This window comes from Streptomyces lucensis JCM 4490 (assembly GCF_014650035.1).
In the GTDB taxonomy this organism is placed as follows: domain Bacteria; phylum Actinomycetota; class Actinomycetes; order Streptomycetales; family Streptomycetaceae; genus Streptomyces; species Streptomyces lucensis.
On the sequence record NZ_BMUE01000003.1, the window covers coordinates 588,529 to 602,168 of the forward strand.

Annotated in this window: 14 protein-coding genes; 7 read left to right on the top strand and 7 right to left on the bottom strand. The window is 72.7% G+C overall.

Annotated elements, in window-relative coordinates; genetic code table 11:
* Positions 1-18: 18 nt before the first annotated feature.
* From IE177_RS10490 to IE177_RS10515, 6 genes are all read right to left on the bottom strand, one after another.
* Positions 19-213: a hypothetical protein gene (locus tag IE177_RS10490; RefSeq protein ID WP_190014924.1), complete on the bottom strand. Its 195-nt coding sequence runs from the start codon at positions 211-213 to the stop codon at positions 19-21.
* Positions 214-314: 101 nt separating this feature from the next.
* Positions 315-1,178 carry a phosphatidylinositol-specific phospholipase C/glycerophosphodiester phosphodiesterase family protein gene (locus IE177_RS10495; RefSeq protein ID WP_190014925.1) on the bottom strand — a complete coding sequence of 288 codons (864 nt, stop codon included), beginning with the start codon at positions 1,176-1,178 and terminating at the stop codon, positions 315-317.
* Positions 1,179-1,346: 168 nt separating this feature from the next.
* A complete protein-coding gene (locus IE177_RS10500) occupies positions 1,347-2,429 on the bottom strand; it encodes an acyl-CoA dehydrogenase family protein (RefSeq protein WP_190014926.1) in 1,083 nt (360 codons plus the stop codon).
* A complete protein-coding gene (locus tag IE177_RS10505; RefSeq protein WP_190014927.1) occupies positions 2,426-3,607 on the bottom strand; it encodes an acyl-CoA dehydrogenase family protein in 1,182 nt (393 codons plus the stop codon). Before IE177_RS10505 ends, IE177_RS10500 begins: the two co-directional genes overlap by 4 nt.
* Positions 3,604-4,575, bottom strand: coding sequence for an NADPH:quinone oxidoreductase family protein (locus IE177_RS10510; protein ID WP_190014928.1), 972 nt, complete (start codon positions 4,573-4,575; stop codon positions 3,604-3,606). The genes IE177_RS10505 and IE177_RS10510 overlap by 4 nt, the downstream gene beginning before the upstream one ends.
* Before the next feature lie 202 nt (positions 4,576-4,777).
* Complete coding sequence (locus tag IE177_RS10515; RefSeq protein ID WP_190014929.1) at positions 4,778-5,362, bottom strand: helix-turn-helix domain-containing protein; 585 nt, start codon at positions 5,360-5,362, stop codon at positions 4,778-4,780.
* Between the two features lie 132 nt (positions 5,363-5,494).
* Between IE177_RS10515 and IE177_RS10520 the strand changes: the two genes are divergently transcribed.
* From IE177_RS10520 to IE177_RS10550, 7 genes are all read left to right on the top strand, one after another.
* On the top strand, positions 5,495-7,033 hold the full coding sequence (locus IE177_RS10520) for an ATP-dependent DNA ligase (RefSeq protein ID WP_190014930.1): 1,539 nt from the start codon (positions 5,495-5,497) through the stop codon (positions 7,031-7,033).
* The gene (locus IE177_RS10525) at positions 7,030-7,503 is read left to right on the top strand and encodes an NUDIX hydrolase (protein ID WP_190014931.1); all 474 of its coding nucleotides are present in this window, start codon (positions 7,030-7,032) and stop codon (positions 7,501-7,503) included. The genes IE177_RS10520 and IE177_RS10525 overlap by 4 nt, the downstream gene beginning before the upstream one ends.
* A gap of 75 nt (positions 7,504-7,578) precedes the next feature.
* Positions 7,579-8,964: an NADP-dependent succinic semialdehyde dehydrogenase gene (locus tag IE177_RS10530; RefSeq protein WP_190014932.1), complete on the top strand. Its 1,386-nt coding sequence runs from the start codon at positions 7,579-7,581 to the stop codon at positions 8,962-8,964.
* 26 nt (positions 8,965-8,990) lie between these two features.
* Entirely contained in the window at positions 8,991-9,224 is a 234-nt protein-coding gene (locus tag IE177_RS10535; protein ID WP_073894992.1) for a DUF6213 family protein, read from the top strand.
* Positions 9,225-9,357: 133 nt separating this feature from the next.
* Positions 9,358-10,422 carry a type III polyketide synthase gene (locus IE177_RS10540; RefSeq protein WP_190014933.1) on the top strand — a complete coding sequence of 355 codons (1,065 nt, stop codon included), beginning with the start codon at positions 9,358-9,360 and terminating at the stop codon, positions 10,420-10,422.
* Positions 10,419-11,636 (top strand): cytochrome P450, encoded by a 1,218-nt coding sequence (locus IE177_RS10545; protein ID WP_190014934.1) that lies wholly within the window; start codon positions 10,419-10,421, stop codon positions 11,634-11,636. Before IE177_RS10540 ends, IE177_RS10545 begins: the two co-directional genes overlap by 4 nt.
* 7 nt (positions 11,637-11,643) lie before the next feature.
* Positions 11,644-12,165: a cupin domain-containing protein gene (locus tag IE177_RS10550; protein WP_190014935.1), complete on the top strand. Its 522-nt coding sequence runs from the start codon at positions 11,644-11,646 to the stop codon at positions 12,163-12,165.
* 92 nt (positions 12,166-12,257) lie between these two features.
* Here the strand turns inward: IE177_RS10550 and IE177_RS10555 are convergent, their stop codons facing one another.
* Positions 12,258-13,487, bottom strand: coding sequence for an acyl-CoA dehydrogenase family protein (locus tag IE177_RS10555; RefSeq protein ID WP_190014936.1), 1,230 nt, complete (start codon positions 13,485-13,487; stop codon positions 12,258-12,260).
* Between the last annotated feature and the right edge of the window lie 153 nt (positions 13,488-13,640).

Below are 13,640 nucleotides of genomic sequence, written 5' to 3' on the forward strand. Positions count from 1 at the left end.
GTCTCACGGCCGCCGGTCTCACGGCCGCAGGCCGCTCACCAGCTCCGCCGTCGCGGACAGCCCGTCGTGGATGGTGGGCGCCATGCTGGTGCTGGCCATGTAGAAGCCGAGCAGTATGCAGACCAGGGCGTGCGACATCTTCAGCGCGCCGTTGCGGATGAACACCACTGCCAGGATCAGGAGCAGCAGCACCACCGAGATGGAAATGGCCATCCAAACCTCCTCCGCCACGCCCCGTGAGCGGCGTTCGGCCGCAAGTGTGGCGTAGCGGAGGGTTGGACAGGGCGGCTGACGTGTCCTCCGATCGTGTGGTGTCACGCCGAGGAGTGGGCGTCGAGGAAGCTCTCCAGGCCGGCGAGGTCGTCGGTGTTGAGCTGGTCGACGCCCCCGGCCAGGAGCTGCGCCCACAGCGCGTCCCGATCCGGGCCGGCCGTGTCGGGGGTCGCCCAGAAGCGGATGCGCTGCCCGCGCGCGTGGGCGGCGGCGGTGATGCCGCGCAGCTTGCGCCGCTCCGCCTCCGGGAAAGGGCCCGCGCCCGTCCACGTGAAGTTCAGTGCCCAGTTGTCGCTGATCAGCGGGACGAAGGAGGCGGTCGCGGCGCTGCCGAGGTCGGTGAGCCGGCCGTCGTAGAACGCGCGGCGTTCGGTCTGGGCCGCCATGGGGGCGCGGGCCGCACGGTCGCCGGAGACGACGGCGGTGACCGGGCCGGGGTGGACGCGGCCGTGCGCGTACCGCGTGAACAGGTGCGGGTAGCGCCTGAGGTGGCGGTCGAGTTCGAGGTAGGTCGAGGAGCCCTCGGTCTTGATGTCGACGAGCAGCTGCAGGGGACGCCGCCAACCCCGGAACACACGGCCGTGATTGGCCTTCACGCGGGTGGCGAGCGGATCGAGGTAGAGGGATTCCAGGGTGCGGGACGGGTCCAGCCGGGAGGCGTCGTGGCCGATGAGGAGCTGGTCGCCGACGAGGAAGACGTCGGCCTCGACGCTGCCGAAGCGATGGCCGAGCGCGTCGGACAGCGGGTGCGCGTGCTCGTAGTCGTTGTGGGCGTGTGCGTGCCGCAGCGGAGGCGCACCGCGATGGCCGCCGGCCGCCCGGGCCCGCGCGGCGGGCAGGACGGCCGCGCCGGTGAAGGCGGCGCCGAGGGTGGTGAGGGCTCCGCGACGAGTGGTGAGGGCCATGCGCTGCCTCCCTTGGGGTGCCGGACGGGACCGGGGAGAGTATGCGTGCACGGACCGCTCAAGAGGGCCGTTCGCGGGCCGAGTTGGCCGGATCGCCGCCCCTCGTTCACTTCACCGGGGCAGGCGCGCGAGAAGCCCGCCCCGGGGGGCGGGCTTCGGCGGGCGCCGTCAGGGTGCCTGCAGGTCGACCAGTGCGGCCAGTGCCGAGCGGTGCGCCCCTGCCGTGCCGTAGGCGATCGAGTCGGCCTTGGCCCGCTTGAGGTACAGGTGGGCCGGGTGCTCCCAGGTCATGCCGATGCCCCCGTGCAGCTGCACCGCCTCCTCGGTGGCGTGGACGGCGACGGGCGCCGCGTACGCCTGGGCGACGGCGACCGAGACATCGGTGTCCTCGCCGGTGGCGAGCGCGTCGGCGGCGGCGCGGGCGGCGGCCCGGAGGCTGACGACCTCCAGCCACAGCTGGGCGAGCCGGTGCTTGAGCGCCTGGAAGCCGCCGACCGGCCGGTTGAACTGCTTGCGCTCCTTGAGGTACCGGACAGTCTCGGTCAACGCCCAGTCGGAGACGCCCAGTTGCTCGGAGGCGAGCAGTCCGGCGGCGGCGCGCAGGGCCCGGCGCACGGCGGGTCCGGCGTCGCCGACGCGACGGCCGGGCGCCCCGTCGAGGGTGACGGCGGCGAGCGGACGGGTCAGGTCGAGGGAGACCTGCGGGGTGACGGTCACGGCGTCGGCGGCCACGGCGTACAGGCCGCCGTCGTCGGCCGGGACGAGCAGGACGTCGGCCGCGGCGGCGTCCGCGATCCCCGTCAGCTCGCCGTGCAGGACGCCGTTCTCGACCCGTGCGGTGGCGTGGGCGGCGCCCGGGGCCGTGTGCAGCCCGACCGCCAGGGCGCCGATGGCGCGCCCGGAGGCCAGCCGCGCCAGCAGTTCCTCGTCACCGCAGGCGAGCAGGGCCTCGGTGGCCACGACGGCGCTGGTGAGGTACGGCACGGGGGCGACCGCCCGCCCCAGCTCCTCCAGCACCACGGCGGCCTCCCGGTGGGACGCGCCCTGACCGCCCTGCGCCTCGGGCACCAGGAGGCCGGCGAGACCCATGGCCTCGGCGAGGGACTTCCACAGGGCGAGGTCGTGGGGGGCGTCCGACTCCGCGCGGGTGATCACGCCGGCCGGGGCGCAGTGGTCCGTGAGCAGGTCGCGGACGGCGGCGCGCAGCGCCTCCTCCTCCTCGGAGTAGAGAAGATCCGGCTGTGTACTCATCGGGCCAGGTCCTTCCAGGCGACGTCCTTGTCGGTGCGCGGCTCGGCGGGCAGGCCCAGGACGCGCTCGGCGACGATGTTCAGCAGGACCTCGCTGGTCCCGCCCTCGATGCTGTTGCCCTTGGAGCGCAGGTAGCGGTAGCCGGCGTCGCGGCCGGTGAAGTCGACCAGCTCGGGGCGGCGCATGGTCCAGTCGTCGTACAGGAGGCCCTCCTCACCCCCGAGTTCCACCTCCAGGCCGCTGATCTCCTGGTTGAGGCGGGCGAAGGCGAGCTTCATGCCGGAGCCCTCGTAGCCGGGCTGGCCTGCGGCGAGCTGCTGGCGCAGGCGCTCGGCGGTCAGCCGGGAGACCTCGGACTCCACCCACAGCGTCAGCAGGCGCTGGTGCAGGTCGTGCGTGCGCAGTCCGGGGCGTTCCCGCCAGGTGCGCGCGACCGGCCCGATCATGCCGCCCTCGCGGGGCAGCGCCATGCCGCCGATGGAGACGCGCTCGTTCATCAGCGTGGTCTGGGCGACCCGCCAGCCGTCGCCCACCTCGCCGAGGCGGCGGGAGTCGGGGATGCGGACGCCGGTGAGGAAGACCTCGTTGAACTCGGCCTCGCCGGTGATCTGGCGCAGCGGCCGCACCTCGACACCCGGGTCGGTCATGTCGCAGACGAAGTAGGTGATGCCCGCGTGCTTGGGCGCGTTCGGGTCGGTGCGGGCGATGAGGATGGCCCAGCGGGCGACGTGGGCGCTGGAGGTCCACACCTTCTGCCCGTCGACCACCCAGGAGTCGCCCTCCCGGACCGCCCGGGTGCCGAGCGCCGCCAGGTCGGAGCCGGCACCGGGCTCGCTGAAGAGCTGGCACCAGACCTCCTCCCCGGTCCACAGGGGCCGCAGGTAGCGCCGCTTCTGCTCCTCGGTGCCGTAGCGCAGGATGGTCGGCGCGGCCATGCCGAGGCCGATGCCGATGCGCCGGGGGTCGTTGCCGGGTGCGCCCGCGGCCTCCAGTTCGGCGTCCACGACGCCCTGCAGGGAGCGCGGGGCTCCCAGTCCGCCGAGCCCTTCCGGGTAGTGCACCCAGGCCAGGCCGGCGTCGAAGCGGGCCCGCAGGAACTCCAGCCGGCCGGTCGTGGCGGGCGGGTGGGCCGCCAGCAGCTCGCGTGTGCGGGTGCGTACTTCGTCGGCGTCGGTCATGCGGTGGCTCCCTTCTCCGGGACGACGGCCACCCGGCCGGTGGTCACGCCGTCGGCGACGCGCTGCACGGCCGCGGCGGCGCCGTCCAGCGGCACCCGCTCGCTCACCAGAGGCCTGATCGCGCCCTGCGCGGCCAGTTCGGTGAGCCGGTCGTGGCAGTGCCGGATCAGCTCGGGGTTCTTGGTGTTGTACAGGCCCCAGTGGAGGCCGACGATCGAGTAGTTCTTCACCAGCGCGTGGTTGAGCGCCGGGCTGGGGATGGTGCCGCTGGCGAAGCCGACGACGATGATCCGGCCCTCGAAGGCGACCAGCTTCGCCGACTGGGCGTAGGCCTGGCCGCCCACCGAGTCGTAGACGACGTCGGCGCCGCGGCCGCCGGTGGCCTCCTTCACGGCGGCGACGACGTCCTCGCCGCGCCGGTCGACCACGACGTCGCAGCCCAGTTCGCGGGCCACGGCGGCCTTGTCGGCCCCGCCGACGACACCGATGACGGTGGCCCCGGCCGCCTTCCCCAGCTGCACGGCGGCACTGCCGACGCCACCGGCGGCGGCGTGCACGAGCAGGGTCTCCCCCGCCTCCAGGCGGGCCCGGCGGTGCAGGCCGAACCAGCCCGTCTGGTAGCCGATGTGCAGTGCGGCGGCCTCCGCGTCGTCGAGCGACTCGGGCGCGGGCAGCAGCCCGCGGGCGTCGGCGAGGGCGTACTCGGCGAAGCCGCCGTACGGCAGGACGGGGTTGGCGATCACCCGGCGGCCGTCCTCGGTCTCGCCGCAGATCTCCAGCCCCGGCGTGAAGGGCAGCGGCGGGCGGACCTGGTACTCGCCCCGGCACAGCAGGGCGTCCGGGAAGTTGACGTTGGCGGCCCGCACGCGCAGGAGCACCTGTCCCTCGCCGGGGGTGGGCTGCTCCACCTCCGCCAGGCGCATCACCTGGCCCGGCTCGCCGTTCTCGTGCACTTGCCATGCCTGCATGCGGGGCCTCCACGGGACTGCTTCGTCTGACCGGGTCCGGCGACATACTAAGCGGTCGCTTGCCCGTCAGGGAACACCCTTCGGGGAACCCGGCGACGCCGTCTCCCCCGGACCGTCACGCACTCTTCCGGAACAGTAGAAGTCGGCCGATCGGCACAACAGCGGGATTCGGCCGATGACGAGGCCGAAAAGGACCGAAAAGTCAGCCCTCCCGGGCCCTGCGCGCCGGCCTGGCCCGTACGTGCATCCGCTCACCCTGCGGCCCGAACAGGCTCAGGAACTCCACCGGCCCCGGCCCCGCCGACCCGAACCAGTGCGGCACGCGCGTGTCGAACTCCGCCGCCTCCCCCGCGGACAGCACCACGTCGTGCTCCCCGAGGACGAGCCGCAACCGCCCCGACAGCACGTACAGCCACTCGTACCCCTCGTGGCTGCGCGGCTCCGGTTCCCGCTCGCGCCGGGGTTCGAGGACCTTGTAGGCCTGCAGGCCGCCGGGCTGGCGGGTCAGGGGCAAGAAGGTGCGGCCGTCCCGCCGCAGGGGCTCGGCCCGCACCCGGGGATCGCCGACGGGCGGGGCGCCGACCAGTTCGTCCAGCGGCACCTGGTGGGCCTGGGCGATCGGCAGCAGCAGTTCCAGGCTGGGCCGGCGCAGGCCGGACTCCAGCCGGGAGAGGGTGCTGACGGAGATGCCGGTGGCCCCGGACAGGGCCGCCAGGGTCACCTCCCGCTCCCTGCGGATGCGCCGCAGCCGCGCTCCCACCTCCGCGAGGACGTCGTCGGTACTCATGCCGGCATTGCAGTTTCGGCAAAGGTGTTTGTCAACACAGCAGTCTCCGGCCCGTCGCCGGACGCGGGGGTGGCGTCGCGGCCCGCCGTGCGCATCCGTGCGCCGGGCGCGGTGCTGGTGCACCATGACTGCATGCTGCTGACCCGGCTCGCCGAGGTGTCCCGGGAGGTGGCCGCCACCGCGGCCCGGTCCCGCAAGACCGCGCTGCTCGCGGAGCTGTTCCGGGAGGCGGAGGCGGACGACGTGCCGATCGTCATCCCCTATCTGGCCGGGCGGCTGCCGCAGGGGCGCCTCGGTGTCGGCTGGAAGGTGCTCGGGCGCAGTGTGCCGCCCGCCGCCGGGCCCTCGCTCACCGTCCGGGAGGTCGACGCGCGCCTCACCGAGCTGGGCAAGGTGTCCGGACCCGGTTCCCAGGCGGAGCGCACCCGGATCGTCGGCGAGCTGATGGGCGCGGCCACCGGCGACGAGCAGCGTTTCCTGCTCGGCCTGCTCACCGGTGAGGTGCGGCAGGGCGCCCTGGACGCGGTGGCCGTGGAGGGGCTGGCCCGGGCGACCGGCGCGGACCCGGCGGACGTCCGGCGGGCGGTGATGCTCGCCGGGTCGCTGCAGACGGTGGCCCAGGCCCTGCTCGCCGACGGGCCCGGGGCGCTGGAGCGGTTCCGGCTCACCGTGGGCCGTCCGGTGCTGCCGATGCTGGCGCACAGCGCCTCCTCGGTCGCCGAGGCGGTGGACAGGCTCGGCGCCTGCGCGGTGGAGGAGAAGCTGGACGGCATCCGGGTGCAGGTCCACCGCGACGGCGACACGGTGCGGATCCACACCCGCACCCTGGACGACATCACCGACCGGCTGCCCGAGGTGAGCGCCGCCGCACGCCGGCTGCCGGGCGAGCGCTTCATCCTGGACGGCGAGGTGATCTCCTTCGACGCCGGGGGCCGTCCCCGGTCGTTCCAGGAGACGGCCGGCCGGGTCGGCTCCCGCACGGACGTGGCGAAGGCCGCCGCGGCGGTCCCGGTCTCCCCCGTCTTCTTCGACGTCCTCTCCGTCGACGGCCGGGACCTGCTCGACCTGCCCCTCGCCGAACGGCACGCGCGGCTGACCCGCCTGGTGCCCGAGCCGATGCGGGTCCGGCGGACCGTGGCCAGCGGCGCCGCGGACATCCCGGAGGCGGAACGGTTCCTCGCCGACACCCTGGCCCGCGGCCACGAGGGCGTGGTGGTGAAGGCGCTGGACGCGCCCTACAGCGCGGGCCGGCGCGGCGCCTCCTGGCTCAAGGTCAAGCCCGTGCACACCCTCGACCTCGTCGTGCTGGCCGCCGAGTGGGGGCACGGCCGCCGCACCGGCAAGCTGTCCAACCTCCACCTCGGCGCCCGCGACCGCGACGGCGCCTTCACGATGCTCGGCAAGACCTTCAAGGGCATGACGGACGCGATGCTCACCTGGCAGACGGAGAGACTGCGGGAGCTGGCCGTCGAGGACAGCGGCTGGGGCGTCCGGGTCCGCCCCGAACTGGTGGTGGAGATCGCCTACGACGGCCTGCAGCGCTCCTCGCGCTACCCGGCCGGCGTCACCCTGCGCTTCGCCCGCGTGATCCGCTACCGCGAGGACAAGCGCCCCGAGGAGGCCGACACGGTGGAGGCCCTGCTGGCGGCTCATCCGGAGGTCGGGCCATGACGGTACGTGCGACGAGGCGCAGCGCGGGTCTGCTGTTGTTCCGGCGCGACGGCGAAGGGACGGAGGTGTTGCTCGGCCACATGGGCGGCCCGTTCTTCGCGAAGAAGGACGCGGGTGCGTGGACCGTGCCCAAGGGAGAGTACGAGCCGGACGAGCCCGCCTGGGAGGCGGCCCGGCGGGAGTTCCAGGAGGAACTGGGCGTGGCGCCGCCCGCGGGGCGGGCCCTGCCGCTCGGCGAGGTCACGCAGCGCAACGGCAAGATCGTCACGGCGTGGGCCGTCGAGGCGGACCTCGATCCCGCGACGGTCGTGCCGGGGACCTTCACCATGGAGTGGCCGCCGAGGTCCGGCCGCCGGCAGGAGTTCCCGGAGCTGGACCGGGTGGCGTGGTTCCGTACGGACCGGGCCCGTGAGGTGATCATCACGGCGCAGGCGGCGTTTCTCGACCGGCTGGCGGAGCACTCGGGCTGAGCGGGGCCGCACGCGTTGCGGTGCGCACGCCCGCGCGCGAAGGTCGAAGCAAGCCCGCTCAAAGGGAGGACAGCCATGCCCATCGCGACGGTCAACCCGGCGAACGGCGAGACGCTCAAGACGTACGAGCCCATGGGCGAGGAGGAGCTCGAACGCCGGCTCCAGCTCGCCGAGGCCACGTTCCGCACCTACCGGACCACTCCGTTCGCCGAGCGCGCCCGCCTGCTGAACAAGGCCGCCGATCTCCTGGACGAGGACGGGCAGGAGATCGCCCGGGTGATGACCACCGAGATGGGCAAGCCGGTCAAGCAGGCCCGCGCGGAGGCCGCGAAGTGCGCCAAGGCGATGCGCTGGTACGCCGAACACGCCGAGGCGCTGCTCGCCGACGAGGAGCCCGCCGAGTCGGACGTCCGCGACTCGGGCGCCTCCCACGTCCGGGTGCGCTACCGCCCGCTGGGCCCGGTGCTCGCGGTCATGCCGTGGAACTTCCCGCTGTGGCAGGTGGTCCGGTTCGCCGCCCCCGCGCTGATGGCGGGCAACGTGGGCCTGCTCAAGCACGCCTCCAACGTCCCCCAGACGGCTCTGTACCTGGAGGACCTGTTCCACCGGGCGGGCTTCACGGAGGGCTGCTTCCAGACGCTGCTGATCGGCTCGGCGGCCGTGGACGACGTCCTGCGCGACGAGCGGGTCAAGGCCGCGACCCTGACCGGCAGCGAGCCGGCCGGGCGTGCGGTCGCCTCCACCGCGGGCGAGATGATCAAGAAGACGGTGCTGGAGCTGGGCGGCAGCGACCCGTACGTCGTCATGCCCTCCGCCGACCTGGACCGGGCGGCCGAGATCGCGGTGACCGCCCGGACGCAGAACACCGGGCAGTCCTGCATCGCCGCCAAGCGGTTCATCGTGCACTCCGACGTCTACGACGCCTTCACCGAGAAGTTCGTCGCGGGCATGCGGGCGCTCAGGGTCGGCGACCCCCTGGACGAGGGCACGGACGTCGGCCCGCTGGCCAGCGAGCGGGGCCGGGCGGATCTGGAGGAACTGGTCGACGACGCCAGGCGCGCCGGGGCCGAGGTGCTGTGCGGCGGCGAGCGCCCGGACGGGCCGGGCTGGTTCTACCCGCCGACCGTGCTCGCGGGCATCACCCGGGAGATGCGCATCCACCGGGAGGAGGCGTTCGGGCCGGTCGCCACCCTGTACCGGGCCGGTGACCTGGACGAGGCGGTCCTGATCGCGAACGACTCGCTGTTCGGGCTGAGTTCCAACGTCTGGACGCGGGAGCGGAGCGAGATCGACCGGTTCGCGCGGGACCTCGAGGCCGGCTCCGTGTTCGTCAACGGGATGACCGCCTCGCATCCGGCGTTCCCGTTCGGCGGCGTGAAGCGGTCGGGGTACGGACGTGAGCTGTCCGGGCACGGAATCCGGGAGTTCTGCAACATCACCACGGTTTGGCAGGGTGTGTGACCACTGCGCGGCTACCATCCCCTTTTGTGAACCGCGAAGTGACCCTGCCTCTGATCGTCGACGACCGCGGTACCTTGCAGGTGGCCGCGGCCGACGTGAGCAAGTTGTTGCGGACCGTCGGCGGGCGGTGGCTGCACCTGGTCGAGGCCGGGGAGCAGGGGCTGGACGAGGACACGGTCGCCGCGCTGACCATCGAACTGGCGAAACTGGCGGACCGCATCGACGTGGCCTGTATCGCCCACAGCAGCGGGGCGCCGTAAGGATTCGTCACCGCGCCCCGCGGACGCGGGGGTCCCCGGTTCGGAGTAATCCAACGCGAGATCGTCGCCCTCCCGGGTGACCGTGGGTGGAGCACCCCAGAGGTGAACCACTCGCGGAAAGCAGGGACGGTTCATGGCGACTTTGTGCAGACCCTCGGTGTCGGTCCCGGAGCACGTGATCACGATGGAGGAGACGCTGGAGCTGGCGCGCTCCCGCCACGCGGACCACCCTCAACTGGCACTCGCCCTGCGGCTGATCGAGAACACGGGCGTGAAGACCCGGCACATCGTGCAGCCCATCGAGGAGACCCTCAAGCACCCGGGCTTCGAGGAGCGCAACAAGCTCTACGAGGCCGAGGCCAAGGCCCGGGTCCCGGCGGTGATCCAGCGTGCGCTCGACGACGCCGAGCTGCTCACCAGCGACATCGACGTGATCATCTACGTGTCGTGCACGGGCTTCATGATGCCCTCGCTCACGGCGTGGCTGATCAACGAGATGGACTTCGAGAGCACCACCCGCCAGCTCCCGATAGCCCAGCTGGGCTGCGCGGCCGGCGGTGCGGCGATCAACCGGGCCCACGACTTCTGCTCGGCCTACCCGAACGCCAACGCGCTCATCGTGGCCTGCGAGTTCTGCTCGCTGTGCTACCAGCCCACCGACCTAGGCGTCGGATCGCTGCTGTCCAACGGCCTGTTCGGCGACGGCATCGCCGCCGCCGTGGTGCGCGGGCGCGGCGGCACGGGCGTCCGGCTGGAGCGCAACGGCTCGTACCTGATCCCGAAGACCGAGGAGTGGATCGCGTACGACGTCCGGGAGACCGGCTTCCACTTCCTGCTGGACAAGCGGGTGCCGACCACCATGGAACCGCTCGCCCCGGCGCTGAAGGACCTGGCCGGCACGCACGGCTGGGACGCGTCGGACCTGGACTTCTACATCATCCACGCGGGCGGGCCCCGAATACTCGACGACCTGAGCAAGTTCCTGCAGGTCGACCCGCACGCGTTCCGGTTCAGCCGGTCGACGCTCACCGAGTACGGCAACATCGCCAGTGCCGTCGTCCTGGACGCGCTGCGCAGGCTGTTCGACGAGGGCGGCGCCGAGGACCGGGCGCGCGGCCTGCTCGCCGGGTTCGGTCCCGGCATCACCGCCGAGATGACGGTGGGCCGCTGGGTCGGCGCGGACGGAGACGCGCGATGAGCGGGGAGACGACGCTCACCGGGACGCCGCCGCCCGTGCGGCGGTGGCCGGCGGCCGACCTGTCCGGGACGGACTTCGACCCGGTGCTGACCGAGTTGATGGAGGAGGGCCCGGTCACCCGCATCCAGCTGCCCAACGGCGAGGGCTGGGCCTGGCTGGTCACCCGGTACGACGACGTGCGCATGGTGACCAACGACGCCCGCTTCAGCCGTGAGGCGGTCATGGACAAGCCGGTCACCCGGCTCGCCCCGCACTTCATCCCCGACCGCGGCGCGGTCGGCTTCCTGGACCCGCCCGACCACACCCGGCTGCGCCGCTCGGTCGCCGCCGCGTTCACGGCGAAGGGCGTGGAACGCGTCCGCGACAGGGCGCGCGGCATGCTCGACGAACTGGTCGGCGAACTCCTGCGGGGCGGTCCGCCCGCCGACCTCACCGCGGCCGTACTCAGCCCCTTCCCCATCGCCGTGATCTGCGAGCTGATGGGCGTCCCGGCCGCCGACCGGCACGAGATGCACACCTGGACACAGGTGATCCTGTCCTCCGCGCACGGCAAGGAGGTCAGCGAGAGGGCGAAGCGCGAGATGAGCGCCTACTTCTCCGACCTCGTCGGGCTGCGCGAGAACAGCACGGGCGAGGACGTCACCTCGCTGCTCGGCGCCGCCGTGGGCCGGGGCGAGGTGACCCTGGAGGAGGCCGTGGGCCTCGCCGTCCTGCTCCAGATCGGCGGCGAGGCGGTCACCAACAACAGCGGACAGATGTTCTACCTGCTGCTGACCCGCCCCGACCTGGCCGAACGGCTGCGCGCCGAGCCGGAGATCCGCCCCCGGGCCATCGACGAGCTGCTGCGTTACATCCCGCACCGCAACGCGGTGGGCCTGTCCCGGATCGCGATGGAGGACGTGGAGATCGGCGGCGTCCGCATCCGCGCCGGAGACCCGGTGTACGTGTCCTACCTGGCCGCCAACCGCGACCCGGACGTCTTCCCGGCCCCGGAGACCATCGACTTCGCCCGCGACCCCAACCCGCACGTGGCGTTCGGCTTCGGCCCGCACTACTGCCCGGGGGGCATGCTGGCCCGGCTGGAGTCGCAGCTCCTGGTGGACGCCCTGCTGGACCGCGTGCCGGGCCTGAAGCTGGCCGTGGCGCCGGATCAGGTCCCCTTCAGGAAGGGCGCCCTGATCCGGGGTCCCGAGGCCCTGCCGGTGACCTGGTGAGCGACCCATGACGCAGACGGAGGGACTGTACGTGCCGCCGGGCCACGGCCGTGTGGTCGAGACGCCCGCGCAGCGGGTGACGTTCAAGGTCACCGGCACCCACTCGCGGATGGCCTCCACCTTCGAGGTGGAGGTCCCGCCGGGCTTCGACGTCGGCGCCCACGTGCACACGCGCAGCGAGGAACTGTTCTACGTCCTCGAGGGCGAGCTGGACGTGCTCGCCTTCGAACCCCGCGTCCGCACCCCCGACAACTGGCAGAGGTGGGAGTCCGTCTCGGGCAGCCGGGTGGTCCGGGCCACCCCGGGCACGGTCGTCGTCGTGCCGCCGGGGTGCCCGCACGCCTTCGCGAACCCGACGGACACGCCGGCGAGGATGTTCTTCCAGGCGAGCCCGCCCCCGGACCACGAGCGCTACTTCGAGGAACTGCTGGAGATCCTGCGCGACGGCGGCCCACCGGACCAGAAGGCCATCGAGGCCCTGCGGGAGAAGTACGACATCCGGCAACTGACCCCGCTCAGACACAGGTGACGGCCCGGCCCGGGCACGCGGCACCCCCCCCCGCCGGCGTCCCCGCCGACGGGCGGCATCGCGTGACCGGGCCGCGCGGCGACCCGGCGGCGCTACCGGATCGGCATCCCCGACAGCGTCCGCGCGATCACCAGCCGCTGGATCTCGCTCGTGCCCTCGAAGATCGTGTAGATCGCGGCGTCCCGGTGCATCCGCTCGACCGGGTACTCACGGGTGTAACCGTTGCCGCCGAGGATCTGGACCGCCTGCGCGGTCACCTTCTTCGCGGTCTCACTGGCGAACAGCTTGGACATCGACCCCTCGGCCGCGGTGAACCGCTTGCCGTTGACCGCCATCCACGAGGCCCGCCAGACCAGCAGCCGTGCCGCGTCGATCTGCGTCCGCATGTCCGCGAGCTGGAAGGCGACGCCCTGGTTGTCGATGATGGGCCGGCCGAACTGCTCACGGGTGGTGGCGTAGTCGAGGGCGACCTCGTAGGCGGCCCGGGCGGTGCCGACCGCCATCGCGCCCACCGCCGGCCGGGAGGCCTCGAACGTGGCCATCGCCGCGTTCTTCACCCGCTCGCCGCCGGACGCCTTGGCCCTCTCCCGGGCCCGGGCGAGCCGCTCGTCCAGCCTCTCCTTGCCGCCGAGCAGGCAGGAGCCGGGAACGCGGACGTCGTCGAGGACGACCTCGGCGGTGTGCGAGGCGCGGATGCCGTGCTTCTTGAACTTCTGGCCCTGGGCGAGACCCGGCGTGCCGGGCGGGACGATGAAGGACGCGTGCCCCTTGGAGCCCAGGTCCGGGTCGACGACCGCGACGACGACGTGGACGTTGGCGATGCCGCCGTTGGTCGCCCAGGTCTTCGTGCCGTTGATCACCCACTCGTCCTTGGCCTCGTCGTAGACCGCGCGCGTGCGCATGGAGGCCACGTCGGAGCCGGCGTCCGGCTCGGAGGAGCAGAAGGCGGCGACCTTGACGTCGTTCTGGTCGCCGTACATCTGCGGGATCCAGGTGCCGATCTGTTCCTCGGTTCCGTTGGCGAGAACGCCCACGGCGGCCAGACCGGTGCCCACAATGGAGAGGGCGATGCCCGCGTCGCCCCAGAACAGCTCCTCCATGGCCATCGGGATGCCGAGGCCGGTGGGGTCGAAGTACTGCTGCGCGTAGAAGTCGAGGGAGTAGATGCCGACCTTCGCGGCCTCCTGGATGACCGGCCAGGGAGTCTCCTCGCGTTCGTCCCACTCGGCGGCCGCGGGGCGGATCACGTCCGCTGCGAAGCCATGGAGCCAGTCCCGGACCTCCTTCTGCTCGTCGTTGAGCTCCATGGTGAACTCGGCCATGTCCCCTCCAGTTGCCGGCGGTGCGATGTTACTAGCGGTAACACGAGTCTGTTACCGACGGGTAGTAAAAGTCAACCGCCGATGACGGCACGGCATCCCGTTCGATGCCGGCGGCCCGGTCAGTGTTAGTTTGCGCAGGCGTCACCGAATGAG

Coding starts and splice junctions, on each gene's coding strand:
- IE177_RS10490 (WP_190014924.1), bottom strand. CDS start 213: ATGGCCATTTCCATCTCGGTGGTGCTGCTGCTCCTGATCCTGGCAGTG.
- IE177_RS10515 (WP_190014929.1), bottom strand. CDS start 5,362: ATGAGTACCGACGACGTCCTCGCGGAGGTGGGAGCGCGGCTGCGGCGC.
- IE177_RS10505 (WP_190014927.1), bottom strand. CDS start 3,607: ATGACCGACGCCGACGAAGTACGCACCCGCACACGCGAGCTGCTGGCG.
- IE177_RS10540 (WP_190014933.1), top strand. CDS start 9,358: ATGGCGACTTTGTGCAGACCCTCGGTGTCGGTCCCGGAGCACGTGATC.
- IE177_RS10510 (WP_190014928.1), bottom strand. CDS start 4,575: ATGCAGGCATGGCAAGTGCACGAGAACGGCGAGCCGGGCCAGGTGATG.
- IE177_RS10545 (WP_190014934.1), top strand. CDS start 10,419: ATGAGCGGGGAGACGACGCTCACCGGGACGCCGCCGCCCGTGCGGCGG.
- IE177_RS10555 (WP_190014936.1), bottom strand. CDS start 13,487: ATGGCCGAGTTCACCATGGAGCTCAACGACGAGCAGAAGGAGGTCCGG.
- IE177_RS10550 (WP_190014935.1), top strand. CDS start 11,644: ATGACGCAGACGGAGGGACTGTACGTGCCGCCGGGCCACGGCCGTGTG.
- IE177_RS10530 (WP_190014932.1), top strand. CDS start 7,579: ATGCCCATCGCGACGGTCAACCCGGCGAACGGCGAGACGCTCAAGACG.
- IE177_RS10520 (WP_190014930.1), top strand. CDS start 5,495: ATGCTGCTGACCCGGCTCGCCGAGGTGTCCCGGGAGGTGGCCGCCACC.
- IE177_RS10525 (WP_190014931.1), top strand. CDS start 7,030: ATGACGGTACGTGCGACGAGGCGCAGCGCGGGTCTGCTGTTGTTCCGG.
- IE177_RS10495 (WP_190014925.1), bottom strand. CDS start 1,178: ATGGCCCTCACCACTCGTCGCGGAGCCCTCACCACCCTCGGCGCCGCC.
- IE177_RS10500 (WP_190014926.1), bottom strand. CDS start 2,429: ATGAGTACACAGCCGGATCTTCTCTACTCCGAGGAGGAGGAGGCGCTG.